Origin of the sequence: Rhodococcus pseudokoreensis (assembly GCF_017068395.1) — a bacterium.
In the GTDB taxonomy this organism is placed as follows: domain Bacteria; phylum Actinomycetota; class Actinomycetes; order Mycobacteriales; family Mycobacteriaceae; genus Rhodococcus_F; species Rhodococcus_F pseudokoreensis.
Genome location: NZ_CP070619.1, coordinates 3,205,213 through 3,221,024 on the forward strand (window position 1 = coordinate 3,205,213; position 15,812 = coordinate 3,221,024).

At 64.5% G+C, this 15,812-nt stretch carries 15 protein-coding genes; 6 read left to right on the top strand and 9 right to left on the bottom strand.

All coding sequences use genetic code 11. The features are described from left to right. Nucleotides 1–48: 48 nt before the first annotated feature. Nucleotides 49–405 carry a Rieske (2Fe-2S) protein gene (locus JWS13_RS19755; protein WP_206007125.1) on the top strand — a complete coding sequence of 119 codons (357 nt, stop codon included), beginning with the start codon at nt 49–51 and terminating at the stop codon, nt 403–405. Between the two features lie 171 nt (nt 406–576). Here JWS13_RS19755 and JWS13_RS19760 read toward each other — a convergent pair whose 3' ends face one another. From JWS13_RS19760 to JWS13_RS19775, 4 genes are all read right to left on the bottom strand, one after another. Then, nucleotides 577–1,608, bottom strand: coding sequence for an NAD(P)-dependent alcohol dehydrogenase (locus JWS13_RS19760; protein ID WP_206007126.1), 1,032 nt, complete (start codon nt 1,606–1,608; stop codon nt 577–579). Between the two features lie 46 nt (nt 1,609–1,654). Further along, nucleotides 1,655–2,851, bottom strand: coding sequence for a cytochrome P450 (locus JWS13_RS19765; protein ID WP_160100651.1), 1,197 nt, complete (start codon nt 2,849–2,851; stop codon nt 1,655–1,657). Between the two features lie 303 nt (nt 2,852–3,154). Further along, nucleotides 3,155–3,943 carry an amidohydrolase family protein gene (locus JWS13_RS19770; protein WP_206007127.1) on the bottom strand — a complete coding sequence of 263 codons (789 nt, stop codon included), beginning with the start codon at nt 3,941–3,943 and terminating at the stop codon, nt 3,155–3,157. 11 nt (nt 3,944–3,954) lie between these two features. Further along, nucleotides 3,955–4,704, bottom strand: coding sequence for an SDR family NAD(P)-dependent oxidoreductase (locus tag JWS13_RS19775; protein WP_206007128.1), 750 nt, complete (start codon nt 4,702–4,704; stop codon nt 3,955–3,957). A 225-nt stretch (nt 4,705–4,929) separates the two neighbouring features. Here JWS13_RS19775 and JWS13_RS19780 point away from each other — a divergent pair, with 225 nt between their 5' ends. The 3 genes from JWS13_RS19780 to JWS13_RS19790 are packed head-to-tail and all read left to right on the top strand — an operon-like array spanning nt 4,930 to nt 7,620. Then, nucleotides 4,930–5,346, top strand: coding sequence for an SRPBCC family protein (locus JWS13_RS19780; protein WP_206007129.1), 417 nt, complete (start codon nt 4,930–4,932; stop codon nt 5,344–5,346). A 52-nt stretch (nt 5,347–5,398) separates the two neighbouring features. Further along, the gene (locus JWS13_RS19785) at nt 5,399–6,556 is read left to right on the top strand and encodes an acyl-CoA dehydrogenase family protein (RefSeq protein WP_206007130.1); all 1,158 of its coding nucleotides are present in this window, start codon (nt 5,399–5,401) and stop codon (nt 6,554–6,556) included. Beyond that, the gene (locus JWS13_RS19790) at nt 6,556–7,620 is read left to right on the top strand and encodes an acyl-CoA dehydrogenase family protein (RefSeq protein ID WP_206007131.1); all 1,065 of its coding nucleotides are present in this window, start codon (nt 6,556–6,558) and stop codon (nt 7,618–7,620) included. Before JWS13_RS19785 ends, JWS13_RS19790 begins: the two co-directional genes overlap by 1 nt. 97 nt (nt 7,621–7,717) lie before the next feature. Here JWS13_RS19790 and JWS13_RS19795 read toward each other — a convergent pair whose 3' ends face one another. After that, nucleotides 7,718–8,599 (bottom strand): SDR family NAD(P)-dependent oxidoreductase, encoded by an 882-nt coding sequence (locus JWS13_RS19795; protein WP_206007132.1) that lies wholly within the window; start codon nt 8,597–8,599, stop codon nt 7,718–7,720. Nucleotides 8,600–8,844: 245 nt separating this feature from the next. Between JWS13_RS19795 and JWS13_RS19800 the strand changes: the two genes are divergently transcribed. Further along, on the top strand, nt 8,845–9,708 hold the full coding sequence (locus JWS13_RS19800) for a FadR/GntR family transcriptional regulator (protein ID WP_206007133.1): 864 nt from the start codon (nt 8,845–8,847) through the stop codon (nt 9,706–9,708). Nucleotides 9,709–9,727: 19 nt separating this feature from the next. Here the strand turns inward: JWS13_RS19800 and JWS13_RS46090 are convergent, their stop codons facing one another. Beyond that, a complete protein-coding gene (locus JWS13_RS46090; protein ID WP_206007134.1) occupies nt 9,728–12,793 on the bottom strand; it encodes a protein kinase domain-containing protein in 3,066 nt (1,021 codons plus the stop codon). A gap of 220 nt (nt 12,794–13,013) precedes the next feature. On the opposite strand from JWS13_RS46090, the gene JWS13_RS19810 reads away from it, so the two are divergent. Beyond that, nucleotides 13,014–13,487 (top strand): SRPBCC family protein, encoded by a 474-nt coding sequence (locus JWS13_RS19810; protein ID WP_206007135.1) that lies wholly within the window; start codon nt 13,014–13,016, stop codon nt 13,485–13,487. On the opposite strand, the gene JWS13_RS19815 is transcribed toward JWS13_RS19810, so the two are convergent. From JWS13_RS19815 to JWS13_RS19825, 3 genes are read right to left on the bottom strand one after another with little or no spacing between them, the layout of a single operon-like run. Then, a complete protein-coding gene (locus JWS13_RS19815) occupies nt 13,473–13,688 on the bottom strand; it encodes a hypothetical protein (RefSeq protein WP_206007136.1) in 216 nt (71 codons plus the stop codon). The genes JWS13_RS19810 and JWS13_RS19815 overlap by 15 nt on opposite strands. After that, on the bottom strand, nt 13,688–14,641 hold the full coding sequence (locus JWS13_RS19820) for a sugar phosphate isomerase/epimerase family protein (RefSeq protein ID WP_206007137.1): 954 nt from the start codon (nt 14,639–14,641) through the stop codon (nt 13,688–13,690). Before JWS13_RS19820 ends, JWS13_RS19815 begins: the two co-directional genes overlap by 1 nt. 1 nt (nt 14,642) lies before the next feature. Next, nucleotides 14,643–15,803: a Gfo/Idh/MocA family protein gene (locus JWS13_RS19825; RefSeq protein WP_206007138.1), complete on the bottom strand. Its 1,161-nt coding sequence runs from the start codon at nt 15,801–15,803 to the stop codon at nt 14,643–14,645. Between the last annotated feature and the right edge of the window lie 9 nt (nt 15,804–15,812).

Genomic DNA, 15,812 nt, shown 5'->3' on the forward strand with positions numbered 1-15,812 from the left:
CCGTTCCCTCCGACGGAAACGGTCTCATCGCACAACTGGAGCACCACAATGACACGCCACGTGATCGGCAAACTGGACGAATTTCCCGACGAGACCCGCCGCGTCGTCGACATCGACGGCGTGGAGATCGCCGTCTTCAACGTCGGCGGCGCCTTCCACGCGATGCGCAACGCATGCCCCCACAAGGGCGCCTCGCTGTGCACACTCCCTCCCACCGGCATGATGCTCGAAAGTGCACCCGACGTCTACGAATGGGGACGTGACGGTGAGGTCGTGCGGTGTCCTTGGCACGGTTACGAATTCAACCTGTCCGACGGCAAGTCGGTCATCGCCCCAAAGCTCAAACTGCGCGCCCGCGTCTACAACATCGACATCGAGGGTGAAGAAGTGGCGCTCTACGTCTGACCCAGCAGGAACATTCGGGCACATGCGATCCGGGCCGGTGACAACCGGCCCGGATCGCTTTGTGATTTCTCCACACATCTCGAATGGGAATCGAAACGGCCCTGGTTCGATCTCTGCGCGAGATCGAACCAGGGCCGCCGGTGACGAGGAGCAGATGCCTCGCCGGAAGGCTCACATGACGAGGACCCCGCGTTCCGCGATCTTGTGTTCGGCAAGATCCTGAAGCGCCTGGTTGACGTCGTCGAGACTGTAGCGCGTGGCGTCGGCGTTGATTCCGTGTTCCTTCCACAGGCTGATGACCGAAGCCAAGTCGGCACGCGACCCGAGCGAGCTCGTACCCACCTGCACTTGCTGGTTCGGGTTCGTGTAGCCGAAGGGCAGAGTGCCGCCGCCGATTCCGACCAGGACGATCGCACCGCAGGGCGCGGTGACGCCGGCAGCGAGGGCGAGCGTGCTGTCCACTCCGACGAAGTCGATGACCGCGTCGACACCGAGGCCGTCACCGGACACGTTCAACAGCTGGCCGACAGCATCGTCGGATGTGGAATCCACCGCCATGGAAGCCCCGATCGTGAGAGCGTGTTCGCGTTTGCCTGCGTCGATGTCCACAGCGACAATCCGTGCCGACGTGAGAGCCGACAAGTATTTGATCGCGAACTGACCCAGTCCCCCGGCCCCGATCACGGCCACGCTTCGATCGGATTCGATCAGTCTGTCCAGGACCTTGGAGACCGCCCCGTAGGCGGTCAGTCCGGCGTCGGTCAACGGCGCCGCCTCCACGGGGTCCAGGTCTCCGAGCGGAACGAGGTGCCGGGCGGCAGGAACGAGTAGGTAGTCCGCCCACCCTCCCGGCTGGGTCACGCCGACATAGCTGACGTTCGGGCAGATGTGCTCATGACCGGCCCTGCACACGCGGCAGGTGCCATCACCCCACCCCGGCCATACCGCTACGGCATCCCCCACCTCGAAGTCGGTCACGCCGTCGCCGAGCGCATGCACGTATCCGGTATTTTCGTGCCCGAGTGTCCATGGAAAATACGGCACGGAGGGCATTCCGGGTCCGGCGTTCTGGATAGTGACGTCCGAGTGGCACACACCGGACGCCGCGATTTTCACCACGACCTGCCCCGGCCCCGGCGTGGGGTCCGGGATCTCCTCGACGACGAGATCAGAGCCGGTGGACGGCAGTCGAGCAGCGCGCATGGGAATCCTTCCTTCGTATGGTGTTTGTTGCGGCAACCGTCGACATTCAGGCAGTGAACCGGTACCGGGCCAGACCCCGCACCCAGTAGGACGGCATCCACTCGGGATCCGACTCCAGCGGCTGCAGATCGGGGAAGCGTGTCAGCAGTCCGCTGACGGCCTTCGCGCACATCATGCGGCCGAGCGGTGCACCGATGCAGTGGTGCGCGCCGGTGGCGAAGGACAGATGCTTGTTGAGGTTGGGCCGGTCGAGGATGAACCGCTCCGGCTCGTCGAACACCGTGTCGTCGTGGTTGGCCGACGCGAGGTACGCGAACACCATGGATTCCGCCGGGATCGTGACGCCGGCGACCTCGACGTCGCGCGTGGAGGTCTGGAAGACCATCTGCACGGGCGAGTTCTGACGCAGCGTCTCCTGGACGGCTGCCAGAGCCCGGGTCGGATCGCGCCGCACCTCGGCCAGGATGTCCGGGTGCGTGAACAGGTTGTAGATCGTCGAGCTGATCAGGTGGGACGGCGTCTCGGAGCCGCCGAACTGCATCAACGCGACCAGACTCAAGATTTCGGTGGCGGTGAGGGTCTGGCTTTCTTCCTCGGCGCGAACAAGATCCGAGACCAGATCGGTCCCTGGATGGGTTCGACGGTATTCGATCTGCTCGGTGAAGTAGGCACGGAGTTCGGCGACGCTCTTGCTGATCTGGTCGAGCTCGTCCTGGGGAAGAACTCCGCGGCTGGGCGACTTCAACAGATCCATCGTCCAGCGCTTGAAGTCCTCCCGCACGTCCGGGTCCTCGACGCCGAGCAGGTCCGCGGTGACGTTGACCGGGACGTAGGCGGCGAAATCCGACACCAGATCGAATTCCGAACGCTTGTTCTCCAGGTTGTCGAGCAACCTGTTGACCACGGCATCGACCTTCGGCTCCATGGACTTGATGGCACCCGGCCGGAAGCCGGCGTTGGCCAGGCGGCGGATGCGTGAATGCTCCGGCGGGTCCGTGGCGATGATGGACTTCACCTCGGGGACGGGATCGAACTCACCGAATGCGCTCGTGGTGAAATCCTTGGCGGAGAATGTTTCCGGATGCTTGAAGGTGCTCTCCACATCGGCGTACCGGAAGATTCCCCACGCGCCGACCGACTCGAGATACTGCACCGGCGCGTTCTGGCGAAGTTCCTTGTAGAAGGGGTAAGGGTTCTGCTGAACCAGGTAGTCGAGCGGATCGAAACCGGTGGCGGTTGTCACCATAACCTCCAAATCAGGACCGGCAGACTCTTGTGAGTCGTGCTCGGACGGTTCGTTCTGTGACGCACAACACGTACTGAAATAACGTAACCATAATCATGTTATCTGCGCAAGGTCGGAGCGCATTTCGAAGGAAACAAATATTGGAATCCTCAGCGGGGAACGTGCTTTCGCACCCCGCGGCTGGACAGCACCACTCCTAAGGAACCGACTGGAAGTCGATTTGCCGCTCTGCCAGACGGCTTCGGTCCGAGACACGAGTCGTGTCCCGGACCGAAGATCGCGATTCGGCCTTGGTGCCGATCAGGATGAAATTTTCAACAACCGCGCCAAATTGAGCCCGAGGATGTTGTCGACGTCGCTGTCGGGTAGACCCAGCTCACGCACGGCCTGGATCTCCCGCCCCTGATCCGCCATCGGCCAGTCCGAGGCGAAGATGATCCGCTCGGGACCATGCGCCTCGATCGCCTTCCGTACGTCGGCGGGGTTGAGCTCGGCAAGGCTCGGCGGCCACGAGGTGTCCAGGTAGACCGGCAGTCCGACGACCGTGTCGACCGCCGCCTGGAACTGACGGTAGCCGCCGAAGTGGCAGGCGATGACGTCGAGCCTGGGGAATTTGCGGATCAGTTCTGCCAGCATCGATGGGCTACAGACACCTTCCGAACTGGCAGTGGAGATGGAACCGATGTGAATGATGACTGCGAACTCCCCTTGCATGGCGTCGAACAGTCGGTCCATGCGCGGGTCGTCGAGAGCGTACTTCTGGAAGAAGGGGTGGATTTTCACTCCCTTCAGACCGTGCCGGCGAAGGCTCTCGACGTTCTCTTCCGCCGACAGCTCGGGATGAACGGACCCGACTCCGATGAAGTAGTCGGGATCGAGTGATCCGGAGAACTTGTTGGCTTTGTCCACGGCCGCGCCGTCGTTCGCGACGGCCAAGCAGACCGAGCGGTCGATCCCGGCTGCGGCCATGGATTCCTTGAGGCCGCTCGCGGTGCCGTCACCGCGACGTTCGAGATCCGGTACCGATCCGGCGAGGGCGCGTTTGGCGACCGCGTCCGGCCACATGTGCGTATGTGCGTCGATGATCATGGGGAAACCTCTCAGAGCCGGCTGACCTCGCCGCCGTCGATGACGGCGACCGAACCGGTAACGAAATCGGACAATGGGGACGCCAGGTATGCCACCAGCGGACCGAACTCCGCGGGGTCGCCCATACGGCCGGCAGGGATCTTCCTCAGTCGCTTCGCGAGCACGTCCGGCGAGTCGGTGACAGCACTCTGCGCGTCCGTGGTGAAAGCACCGGGGGCGATGGCGTTGACCTGGATGCCTTTCTTTGCCCACTCGCCTGCGAGCGCTTTGGTGAATTGCACGAGCGCGCCCTTGGACGACGAGTACGCCACCAACGTCGGCTTTCCCTTGAGCCCGGACGTGCTCGCGATGTTGATGATCTTGCCGGACCCCTGCGGGAGCAGGTGCTGTGCCGCCGCACGGGTCAACACTGCGGGCGCGCGCACGTTGACGTCGAAGACCTCGTCCCACAGCTTCTGAGGCTGCTCGTCGAAACGCCCGGCCGGGGCGATACCGGCGTTGTTGACGACGATGTCGAGGCGACCGAACACCTCGACCGCAGTGTCGGCGAGAGCCGCCACCGCATCCATGTCGCGCATGTCGCAGGTCTGCACCGCGGTGCGGTCAGGGTAACGACCGTGCAGGTCTTCCAGCGCCTCCCGCGTACGTGCAACCAACAGGACGGACGCGCCTTCCTGTATCAGGGCTTCGGCCGCCGCCCAACCTAGTCCACGGCTTGCGCCCGTCACGATCGCGACCTTTCCGCGAAGCTGGAGGTCCATTGATCCCATCCCTTTCGGTGCTGAAGTGCCTCGGCGCAACCACATGTACGGGAAGCACCGTCGCCGTGCCCTTGCCAGGCAACGAAATTATAATTATATTTGCCATATTAAACGTCAAGCGGTGCCGGCGCCAGACCCACTTCGACCCGGCGAGAGGCGCCACGATTCGGCGGCCGATGACACCCACCACACCTCACGAAAGGCAAGGAACCTATGAGTGTCCCGATGACTGTCGAGGAGACCACCCTTTCCCCTGCGCCCGCCGGGGACATCTGGAAGCTGTGTGGCGCCCCCGCCTCGATCGCCGAGTGGTCTCCCGCCGTAGGGAAGTCATGGATGGACGGCGATGTGCGCCACGTCGAACTCACCGGAGCCGGACAGGCGCGGGAACGAATCACCGAGCACGATGACGCGGAACGCTACTACACCTACGACTACGTGGACGGCCCGCTCGTACTCGATGCGATGTCCTCACGGTTCGCGGTGCACTCCACGGCCGACGGCGGATCGAGGATCGTGTGGTCCGCGCAGTTCGCAGCCGTCGACGACGCGCAAGGTGCCGAGCTGGCCCAAGCAGTGAGCGGCATGTACCAGGCAGGCTTGACCAGTCTCGCCGCGCTGGTGGCAGCGAGTCCGTCGTGACGTCGCCGGTCCGGCGCCGTGTGCGTCGCGCCTGTTCTGGAAGGAGCTCCCGGTGAGCAAGACTCGACTGATCCCGCCCGCCGTCGACGATCCGAGCGAATACGATGCGCTTCGCGCCGAGGTGCGTGGCTTCCTCCGCGAGTGTCTCGACGACGCAGTATTCACACCGGGAGTCGACACCTGGCTCACCGGGTGGAACCCCGCGTTCACGCGCTTGCTGGCCGAACGCGGATGGATCGGCATGGCCATTCCCACCGAATACGGGGGACACGGACGGTCGCACCTGGAGCGATTCGCCGTGACCGAGGAACTTCTGGCCGCAGGCGCCCCGGTCGCGGCCCACTGGATCGCGGACCGGCAGATCGCTCCATCACTGTTGAAATTCGGCACCGAACAGCAGAAGCACCGGTTCCTCCCTGCCATCACGAGGGGCGAGTGCTTCTTCGGCATCGGCATGAGTGAACCCGACTCCGGATCGGATCTGGCGAGCGTTCGCACGAAAGCCGTTCGTGTCGAGGGCGGCTGGAGAGTCACCGGAACCAAGGTGTGGACGTCCGGCGCTCACCGCGCGGACGCGTTCATCGCTCTCGTCCGGACATCACCGAAGGACCCGGACGCCCGGCACGCCGGCCTCAGCCAACTCATCATCGAGCTGAGGTCACCGGGAGTCGACATCAGGCCGATCATCTCGATGGGGGGAAGCCATCACTTCAACGAGGTGATACTCGAGGATGTTTTCGTTCCCGACGAGATGGTACTCGGCCGGATCGGTGACGGCTGGCGGCAAGTGACGTCCGAACTCGCCTACGAGCGCAGCGGTCCGGAACGCTTTCTGTCGACCTTCGCCCTACTCGCCGAAACGGTGGAACAGGTCCGCACCGAACGAATTCGGGGCGACGGCGACCTGGGTCGCCTCACTGCCCGAATTGCAGGACTGCACCAGATGTCCTCCGCCGTCGCGGGCGCCCTGCACCGCGGCGAGCCCGCAGACAGCGCGGCCGCCGCCGTCAAACTGCTGGGCACCGCCACCGAAGGCGACATCGCCGACTACGCGGATGTCCTCATGAATCGCGACGCCCGCGGCCTCGACGCCGACCTCTTCACCGGCCTCGTCGACCAAGCGATCGTCCAACGACCCGGCTTCACCCTGCGGGGCGGCACCAATGAAATCCTCGAGGGTGTTGTCGCACGAGAACTAGGACTGCGCTGATGAACACACATACGACGGTCGATCCGGATCTCGTCGAGATGATGGAATCGGTCTTCGCGACCCATCGCACTGCCCTTCCGCACCCGGGAGACGCCGCAGCATTCGATCCCAAGCTGTGGGCGGTACTCGGCGATCTCGGTCTCGCGCGGCTGACCGGGGGCGAATCCCATGGTGGCAGCGGTGCTGACTGGCACGCCTCCGCGGTGCTGCTCGCCGCCGCCGCCGCAGCGGCCGTCCACGTCCCCATTGCCGAACATGACCTGTTGGCCGGATGGCTTCTCGAGACGGCGGGCCTTCCCATGGACGGTCGCTTGCGAACAGCCCTCCTGCTCACCGACCCACGGGAGGCGAGTGTGGTGCCGTGGGCACGCGACGCCGAATTTCTGGTGGCTCTTCGCCGCACCGAATCATCGTGGATGGTCTCCGACATCGCCAGAGAACGGGCGACCATCACCACGGCGCAGAATGTTGCCGGCGAGCCGCGGGACCGCGTCACAATCGACGTCGACAATGCGCACTGGACCACAGTCCCGCACCACGTCGCCGAGACCTATATCCTGCGAGGGGCCCTCGCCCGCGTCTTGCAAACGTGCGCGGCGATGGAACGGATCGTCGAGTTGTCGATAGAGCACGCGTCCAGCCGCGTCCAGTTCGGTCGGCCGCTGGCCAAATTCCAGGCAGTACAACGCCTGGTCACCGAAATCGCCTCCGAGACCGCGCTCGCTCGCGCCGCCGCAGACTCGGCGGTCGCCCGAGTCGAGCGAGAGGGTTGGAACACATCCGGCGCTGCCTTCGGCGTCGCGGTTGCCAAGTCCTGCGCCGGTCATGCCGCCTCGACAGTGGTCCGCAGTGCCCATCAGGTCCACGGCGCCATTGGCACGACACATGAGCACGAACTCCACCGGTACACCCTGCCTGTGCTCGCATGGCGCTCGGAGTTCGGATCCGTTTCGCAGTGGGATCAGTTGCTCACCCGAACCGCGGTCGACGCAGGACGGGATCAGGCATGGAGTTTGATCACCGAGGGACGTCCGGTGCCGGGAGTATCAGACATCATCGGGTAGACGACCGTCGAAAACCGGTTGTGCCGAATCGCTTTCGGCACAACCGGTTCTTTTGACTCAGCGGGGGCAACACCACCTGACGGCGAATGCGAGGATGTCATCGTCGCGATTCGTCGCAACTCTCCTCCGCCGGCGGCCATTCGTCGACCATGTGCAAACCGCGTCCGAGATGCGCGGCGCCGTCGATCTGCAACAGTTGCCCAGTGATCATCCGACCCGCCGGCGACGCGATGAACGCGACGAATTCGGCGACGTCCGCGGTCGGGGTGGGCCTGCCTGCCGGCACCGACTCGGGAACGACGTGATCCCGTAGGGATGACGCAATATCGTCGGGCAGCGAGTCGGAAATCACTACCCCCGGCGCTAGGCAATTGACACGAATGCCGAGATGAGCCCACTCCAGTGCCAGTGTCTTCGTCATCGCCAGCACGCCCGCGCGGGCCGCCAGCGAGTGCGCGAGGCCCACGCTCCCCCGCTCGACACCCGACAGGGAGATGTTCACGATGCTGCCGCCTCGCCGGGCCAGGAACTGCTTGGCTTCGGAGATGACGGTGAATACCGCATTGAGGTTCAGGTCGACCACGGCGCGGAATCCGTTGTCGGAGATCTGGTCTGCCTCAGCGTAGAACTGTCCGCCCGCGTTGTTGACGAGAAGATCGATGCCCAACTCGGCCGACGCCTCGGAGATGATGGATCGAACCTGCGCGCAGTCTCGAACATCGGCCGAGAACCACCGGAAGCTGCCCTGTTCACTTCCCACAAGCTCCGCCGTCCGCTGCAGCGCGGACTCGTTACGACCGATCCCCGTCACCGTCGCCCCGAGCTCGACCAGACGAACGCAAATTTCCTGCCCGATACCGCTTCCGGCGCCTGTCACCACAGCATGAGTGCCTGCGAGGAGCAGCGGTTGCAGCACCTTCACATCGGCGACCTCCCAGGCCCGCCCCGATTGTTGCGGATGCGGCCGATAAGTTCGCATGCCAACTCCCTTCGATCTCGACAGCGATTCCGTGTCGGTTCTGATCACGCCTCGGCAGATGCCGGTCTCGGGTACCAACTAGCCGGAACACAGCATTAGATGCATAACATAATTATGTTTACTGCCAAAAAGGCACTCCGTCAACTCCCGGTCGGGATCAACGTTCAGCCGGCACCCTCGGCGGCGGCGGACTCGACGCCGGGGCAGCACCCATGAGAGAGGGGTCCCGAATGTATGATGAACATATGCCAGGTAAAAAGGTGACGGGGTCGGCTACGGCCAGTAGTCGCACACGCTCCGCTCGCCCGCCTACAACAGGCGAGACCGTCACCCAGATCCTGCCAATGTTCCGGGACGTCACCCCACTGACACGCCTTCCCGCGATGCCCCTCAAACGCGCCGAGATGGTCGCTCAGCGCATCGTGCACATGATTCAGGAACAAGGCCTGAAGCCAGGCGACCCCCTGCCGGTCGAATCGGACATGTACGAAACTTTCGGCGTCGCGAGAAGCACTCTTCGTGAGGCACTACGTGTGCTGGAGCAGCAGGGCGTGATTGTGATCCGCCCGGGCCGAGGAGGCGGGCCCACCGTAGGGCTGCCGGACTCACGGCACCTGGCGAGCACGCTTGCCCTCTTGATGCAGTTCTCGGACACTCCTTTTCGATCCGTGTTGGAGACCCGTGAATACATCGAGCCCATCGCTGCTTCCCTCTGCGCGCAGAACGGTGATGATCGGGTCATCGACGGACTCCGCCAATCGGTCGACGCCATGCGCGCGAACCTCTCCGACGAAGATTCGTTTCTCTACGAGAACCACAGGTTCCACGAGTTGATCGCCGAGGGAGCACGGAATCCGCTGATCTCCTACTTCCTCAATTCGCTCGACTGGATCATCGACGGCGCACGCCTGGGTGTTGTGTACAGCAAGGCCTCACGCAAGCAGGTTGCGGTGATTCACGATGAGATTTGCGAAGCAATCGAAGACGGAGACGGTGACCGCGCACGGGATGCCATGAGCGAGCACATGCGCGACACTCGCGCCTTCTTCGAGCGAAAGCACCCTCAGGTGATGAACCAGGCCTTGACCTGGGAGATGTACGGCCAGTAATCGGCCCGGGCGAGATCGTCTAGGACTCGATGAGAGCCAGCTTGATGGCTTCCTTCGCACCCAACCGCGAGCCTTTGCGGTGCCGCGATCGAAAACCTCGTTCACCCAGGCTGCTGCGAGTCGATGCCTCGCACTCGGTGTGGTGACTGCGAAGTTCCTCGAACAGTAGAGGCGAGCTTCCCACTGCAGATCCAAGCGACTCCGCCGCGCCCAACAGCAAGGCGGCTCGGTCGAAGTCGCTGTTCCGACCAGAAGTCCACGCCAGAACTTCCAGACACAACGCTGTGACGAGCGGCTCGTCGATCAGACGGCAGAACTCCAGGCACTCGCGCATGTATTGCTCTGCGCGAACGGCATCTCCTTGCCTGAGCACCGCGATACCGATACCCCACAGCGAGTACGAGCGGTAAACCGATTCGCCGCGTGCCTCGGTGATGCGGAGTACCTCGTTGTGGCACGCGATCGCCCGCTCGTTGTTGCCACCCAATTCGTAAGCCAGCCCCAGCATCATCAGAATCCATACACGCACCCCGACCTCCGCATGTTCGCCGAAGGTCTGGAGAGCTTCTTCGAGCCGCTCGGACGCCTGCAGCATATTGCCGCTGTAGAGCTCGAGAATTCCCCTGGCGTGGGCAATTCGGGCATCACTGACGGGATCTGACATCTCGGCGACCAGCAACTCCCCCTGGGAGACAAGGTTCGAACCGGCTGAAAGATCGCCCTGCAGTTCAGCGAGCACACTGTTGGCGTACAGGGCTTTGACTCGATCTGCCGACGCGCACACAGGTCGTGTTTCCAGGGCGCGATCGAGCCAGAATCTCCCCTCACTGAGCAGGTTGCGGGAAAGCCAGAACGGAAACAGTGCCGCCGTAATCTCGAGCGCGGACCCGTTCATTCGTTCGTCGGACTCGAGTACCGCGAACTCGATCGCCTCACGAAGATTCGACTGTTCCCGGCCGAGTCGGGCGATCCATTCGAGTTGCCTGGCGCTGATCCAATCGCTCTCGGCATCGAGTACCAACTGGCGATACCAATCATGATGCCGACGCCGAAGTTTCGCGTGATCGCCGGATTCGCGGGCTTTCACTCGCCCGAATTCACGGATCGTCTCCAACATTCGGAATCCGACCGCGTTTCCGTGCTCCTCCCGGATGAGAATCGACTTGTCGACGAGCGAGAAGATGCCGTCGAGCAGCTCGTCTCGATCGATCTCCTCGCAGATGCCCTCTGCCGCGTCGAGTTCGATGATGCCGACGAACACCGACAGCTTGATCCATATCTGCCGTTCCAGCACCGAACACAGGTCGTAACTCCACTCGACGCAGAGGAGAAGGGTGCGCTGACGAGCCGGTGCCGCACGGTTTCCATGGGTGAGCAGCTTGTATCGGTCGGTCAGCCGCTGAGCAATCTGCGCGAGGGACATCGCCCGCAACTGCGCAGCCGCCAATTCGAGGGGTAGGGGCAGGCCGTCGAGTTGACGGCAGATTTGCACAACGGTGTCGATGTTGTCATCGGATAGCTCGAATCCCGGCACCGCGTCGGCGGCACGTTCCTCGAACAAAGCGACTGCGTCGTAGTTCGGTGATGCCATCAATGCGGGCTCATGGTCCACGGCGGGAGTACTCAGGGATGGCACCCGCAAGACGGACTCACCGGCAATGTTCAGAGGCTCGCGAGTCGTCGTCAGGATCGAGACCTCGGGGCAGGTTCGAAGAATCGTCTCTGCAAATCGCGCTACCGGCGCTATCACGTGCTCGCAGTTGTCCAGCACGATCAGCAACTTCCGATCGATCAGAAACTGGACGATCTCGTCCATCGGATCCGTGTGACCAGTTCGCAAACCGAGGGCTCTGGCGATTACGTCGATGAGGACGGACTCATCCAAGACTTCGCCGAACTCCGCCAGCCAGACACCGTGCGGAAACGTCTTCCGCATATCAGCGGCGAGCCGCAGCGCGAGCCGTGTTTTCCCGACTCCTCCGATCCCCGTCAACGTCACGAGCCGCGCGGTGTCGAACATAGATTTCGCGTCGGACAGCTCGACCTGGCGGCCGACGAAGCTGGTCAACTCCAGGGGCAGATTTCCGGCGCGACTCTGACGCGCGGTTCGGCGGCCTGTGTCCTCGGCGGACTCTGTCGAACCGGCATCGCGTCGCCCGAGCGGCGCCACTGGCTGCTCCCCCAGGAGCGCCATCTCATCGACGTCCATGCCGTTCCGCGCTTGGACGGCGCGTAGTTCGTCACCGAAGTCGACAGCGGTGCCGGGACGGTCATGAGGATCGCGTGCCATGGCGTGTTCGATCACTCCGGCGATATCGTCCGGAATTCCGTGTTCGCGCAGGTCGGGAAGAGGATTCCGCGCGATCCGGACGAATTGCGCCACGACCTTCTCTCCTGATCGGCGTTCGAACGCCGCGTGGCCTGTCAACGCGCAGAAGAGGGTCGCGCCGATGCTGTAGATGTCCGACGCCGGGGTCGGTGGATCACCTCTGAGGATCTCCGGAGCCGCAAACGCAGGCGAAGCCGTAATCGTGTCTTTCGCAGTCTCGAACCCGCCCACGATGTGCGCGATTCCGAAGTCGGTGAGCGCCGGCTCGCCGTAGCTCGAAAGCAAGATATTACTGGGCTTGATATCGCGGTGCAGGATCCCGAGCCGATGAGCGGTCTCCACCGCACCGGCGATTCGGACCCCGACTCTCAACACCTGATCGGGACGTAGTGGACCGTCGTCCCGGATCAATGTTTCCAACGAGTCCAACGGGTGATAGGGCATGACGATGAAGGGGTGCCCGCTCGATGTGGAACCCACCTGGAGGACATTCACGATGTTCGGGTGGCCGGTCAGGCGACCCATCGCACGCTGCTCGCGGAAGAATCGGGCCCGATTCTCGTCGTCGATCGAACCGGTGAGTACTTTGACCGCGACCGTTCGGTCCAAGGAGGGTTGCAGACACCGATAGACCACTCCGAATCCACCACTGCCGATCTCGTGAGCCTCCGTCAATCCGACCGCACTCAGATCACGTTTCATGGTGTCGTCTTGCCGTGTCTTCAACCGACCATCCTCAACCATCACACCAGTCACAGTCTTGCGAGTTTGCTGCGACGACGTGAGATCGTCGTCACAACATCACTGTGAATCTACCCTCTGATGGAAACCGCGACGGTCCTCGCCGATCGCACCGGTGACGTCGGTAGCCGCATCGAGGATCGGGCAGTCTGCCTCGAGACGCGCGGTCGGTCACCTTTGGGACAGCTCACCCGATACCGCCGAGTTCGCGGGTACCCCGCCCTAGACTCGGCCCATGGGAAGGACCGACCGCGCCAGCCGGGTGATCGCGGCATCGCCGACGACCGTGTTTGACGCCCTGCTCGATCGGGAATCCGTCGAGGCCTGGTTGCCGCCGGAGGGCATGCGGGGCCGGATCGAGCGGTGGGACCCTCGGCCCGGTGGCGGGTTCCGGATGGTCCTCACTTACCTCGATGCCGCCGACAGTCCCGGCAAGAGTTCGGCGGCGACGGATGTCGTCGACGTCGGGTTCGCCGACCTGGTGCCGGCGGAGCGGGTGGTGCAGCAGGCCGTGTTCGAGGCCGACGACCCGTCGTTCGCGGGCACCATGACGATGACGTGGCAACTGACCGCCACCGGTGACGGAACCGAGGTGACCGTCACCGCCACCGACGTGCCACCCGGCATCGACCAGACGGACCACGAGGCCGGCATCGCGTCCTCTTTGGCCAACCTGGCGTCGTACGTCGAAACGTCAGATCGCCGCTGAGGCGGGTTCCCGCCGATAACACAGAGCGAGCAACTCGCCCAGGTCGGCTTCCGGCCGCGCCCGGAGTACACGAGCGAGCTTGTTGTAGTACGTGTTCCGGGACATTCCGAACGTGACGAACACGTCCTCGGCGCTGGGGCCGCCGAACGGCGCCCACGTCCGGCCGAACGCGATCAGCTCGTCACCGACCTTCTCTGCCATCACCCGGTGACCGTCGCGGCGCTGCGCGCGCGTTGGAGGGTGTCGACGGCGAGAGCGACGGACTCGCGCTGGCCGAGGGTGTAGTCCTCGTTCTCGATCGAGAGCGGTCCGGAGTAGCCCGCGTCCCGGAGCGCGTCGACGAACGCGGCCCAGAATTCGACTCCCCCGGAATGACCGGTGCCGACCGCCACGTAGTTCCAGGCCCGCTCCCCGGTCCGCTCGTTGGGGGTGGTCTCGAGCCGTGACGCGACGGCGGCACGGTCTTCGATGCGGGTGTCCTTGGCGTGCACGTGGTGGATCGCACCGGTGAGCGCGCCGATCGCGGCGATCGGATCGGCTCCCATCCACATCAGATGGGACGGATCGAAATTCGCGCCGAGAGTGTCGCCGACGGCATCACGCAGGCGCAGCAGTCCCGGCACGCTGTATACGAGTTGGTTGGCGTGCATCTCGATCGCCAACCGGACCCCGCGCCGTCGGGCCTCGTCGGCGATCCGGCCCCAGTAGTCGACGGCGACCGACCACTGGTGGTCGAGCAGTTCCAGATTCTCCGGCGGCCACACTGTCGTGATCCAGGCCGGGAAACGGTCGCCGGGCGCCGCCGGCAGACCGGACATCGCCACCACGGTGTCGACCTCGAACTCCTCGGCCAATTGCAGTGCGCTGCGCACGATGTGGTCGTCGGCGGCACCGTTCACCGGGTGCAGCGGATTGCCTGCGGCGTTGAGGGCTTCGAGTCGTAGACCGCGCGAGACGATGTCGCGGCGCAGCCCGGCCCGGGCCCCGGGGTCGGCGAGCAGTTCCGCGAGGTCGGCGTGCGGGGCGGGCGACCATCCGCCGTGGGGGCCGCCGAGACCGATCTCGACGGTCTCGATGCCGAGTTCGACTGCGGTGTCGAGGGCTTCGGCGCGTGTCAGCGTCGACAGGCTGTCGGTGAGCAGACCGATCTGCATGTCAGACTCCTTCGGGGGTGAGGCCGAACAGGCTCCGGCGACGAACTGGGGACGATTCGGGGACGTCGAGGTCGGCGAGCCCGATGACGCCGCGCCGGTGGGTGGGTCCGTCGACGGGCAGCGGGAGGCCGATGGTGGTGCCGAGCGCCGCGGACGTATACGCGGCGACGGTGGCTTCGAGGGTGCGCAGCGCGTCCCGGCCGGGTGCGGCCGGGGCCCGCCCGGAGTTCACGGCGTCGGCGAAGTCGACGACGGTCGAGTGCAGCGCCGCGGAGATCAGCGGGGCGAGTTCCTGACCGGCGGGGACGTCGACGGTTTCGGTGCCGGTCTCGGTGGTGAGGGTCATCGATTCGAACGGCGCCCAGGGCATGGTGCCCTCGTCGCGGTACCGCAGGACGAGGCGTCCCTTGCTGCCGGTGATCCGGATCCCGCCGGGCCCGTGACCCCAGCCGATGTTGACCAGCGCCGCACGGTCCGCGGTTTCGAGGCGGCACAGGGCCAGTCCCTCCACGGCGTCGCCGGAGGTGGCCGCGTCGACGTACGCCGAGACCCGTTCGACGGGTTCGACGACGAGGTGCTCGGCGAGGTAGACCCCGTGCAGCATGTCCATCAGCACTCCGCCACCGGCGGCGGCCGGGTCGTGTCGCCACTGCGGGCGGTATCCGGCGGCGCCGGGCGAGTCGACGACACCGAGCATGTCGACGACGACGTTGCGCACCTCGCCGATCGTCCCGCTGTCGATGAGTGTGCGGGCCGCGACGATCTCGGGGAAGAACAGGTAGTTGTGCACCACCCCGAGCACGACGCCGGCGGCGTCGGCCGCCTCGACCATGGCAGCGGCGTCGGCAGGGGTTGCGGCCAAGGGCTTTTCGCACAGGATGTGCTTGCCGGCGGCGGCTGCGGCGACCACCAGGTCGCGGTGCAGGTGCTGCGGGGTGCACACGTCGACGACGTCGACGTCGTCACGGGCGAGCAGTTCGAGGGCGTCGGCGTGCACCTGGTGCGGTGCGAGTCCGCTACTCGCACGGCCGAGTTCGAGCCGCTCGGGCGTCGGGTCGGCCAGCGCGGTGATAGTGAACTGTTCCGGGGCGGCCTGGTAGGCGGGGACGTGGAAGTTCAGGGCGACGTTGCCGCATCCGACGATTCCGACACGCATGGTCATTCGATCTCT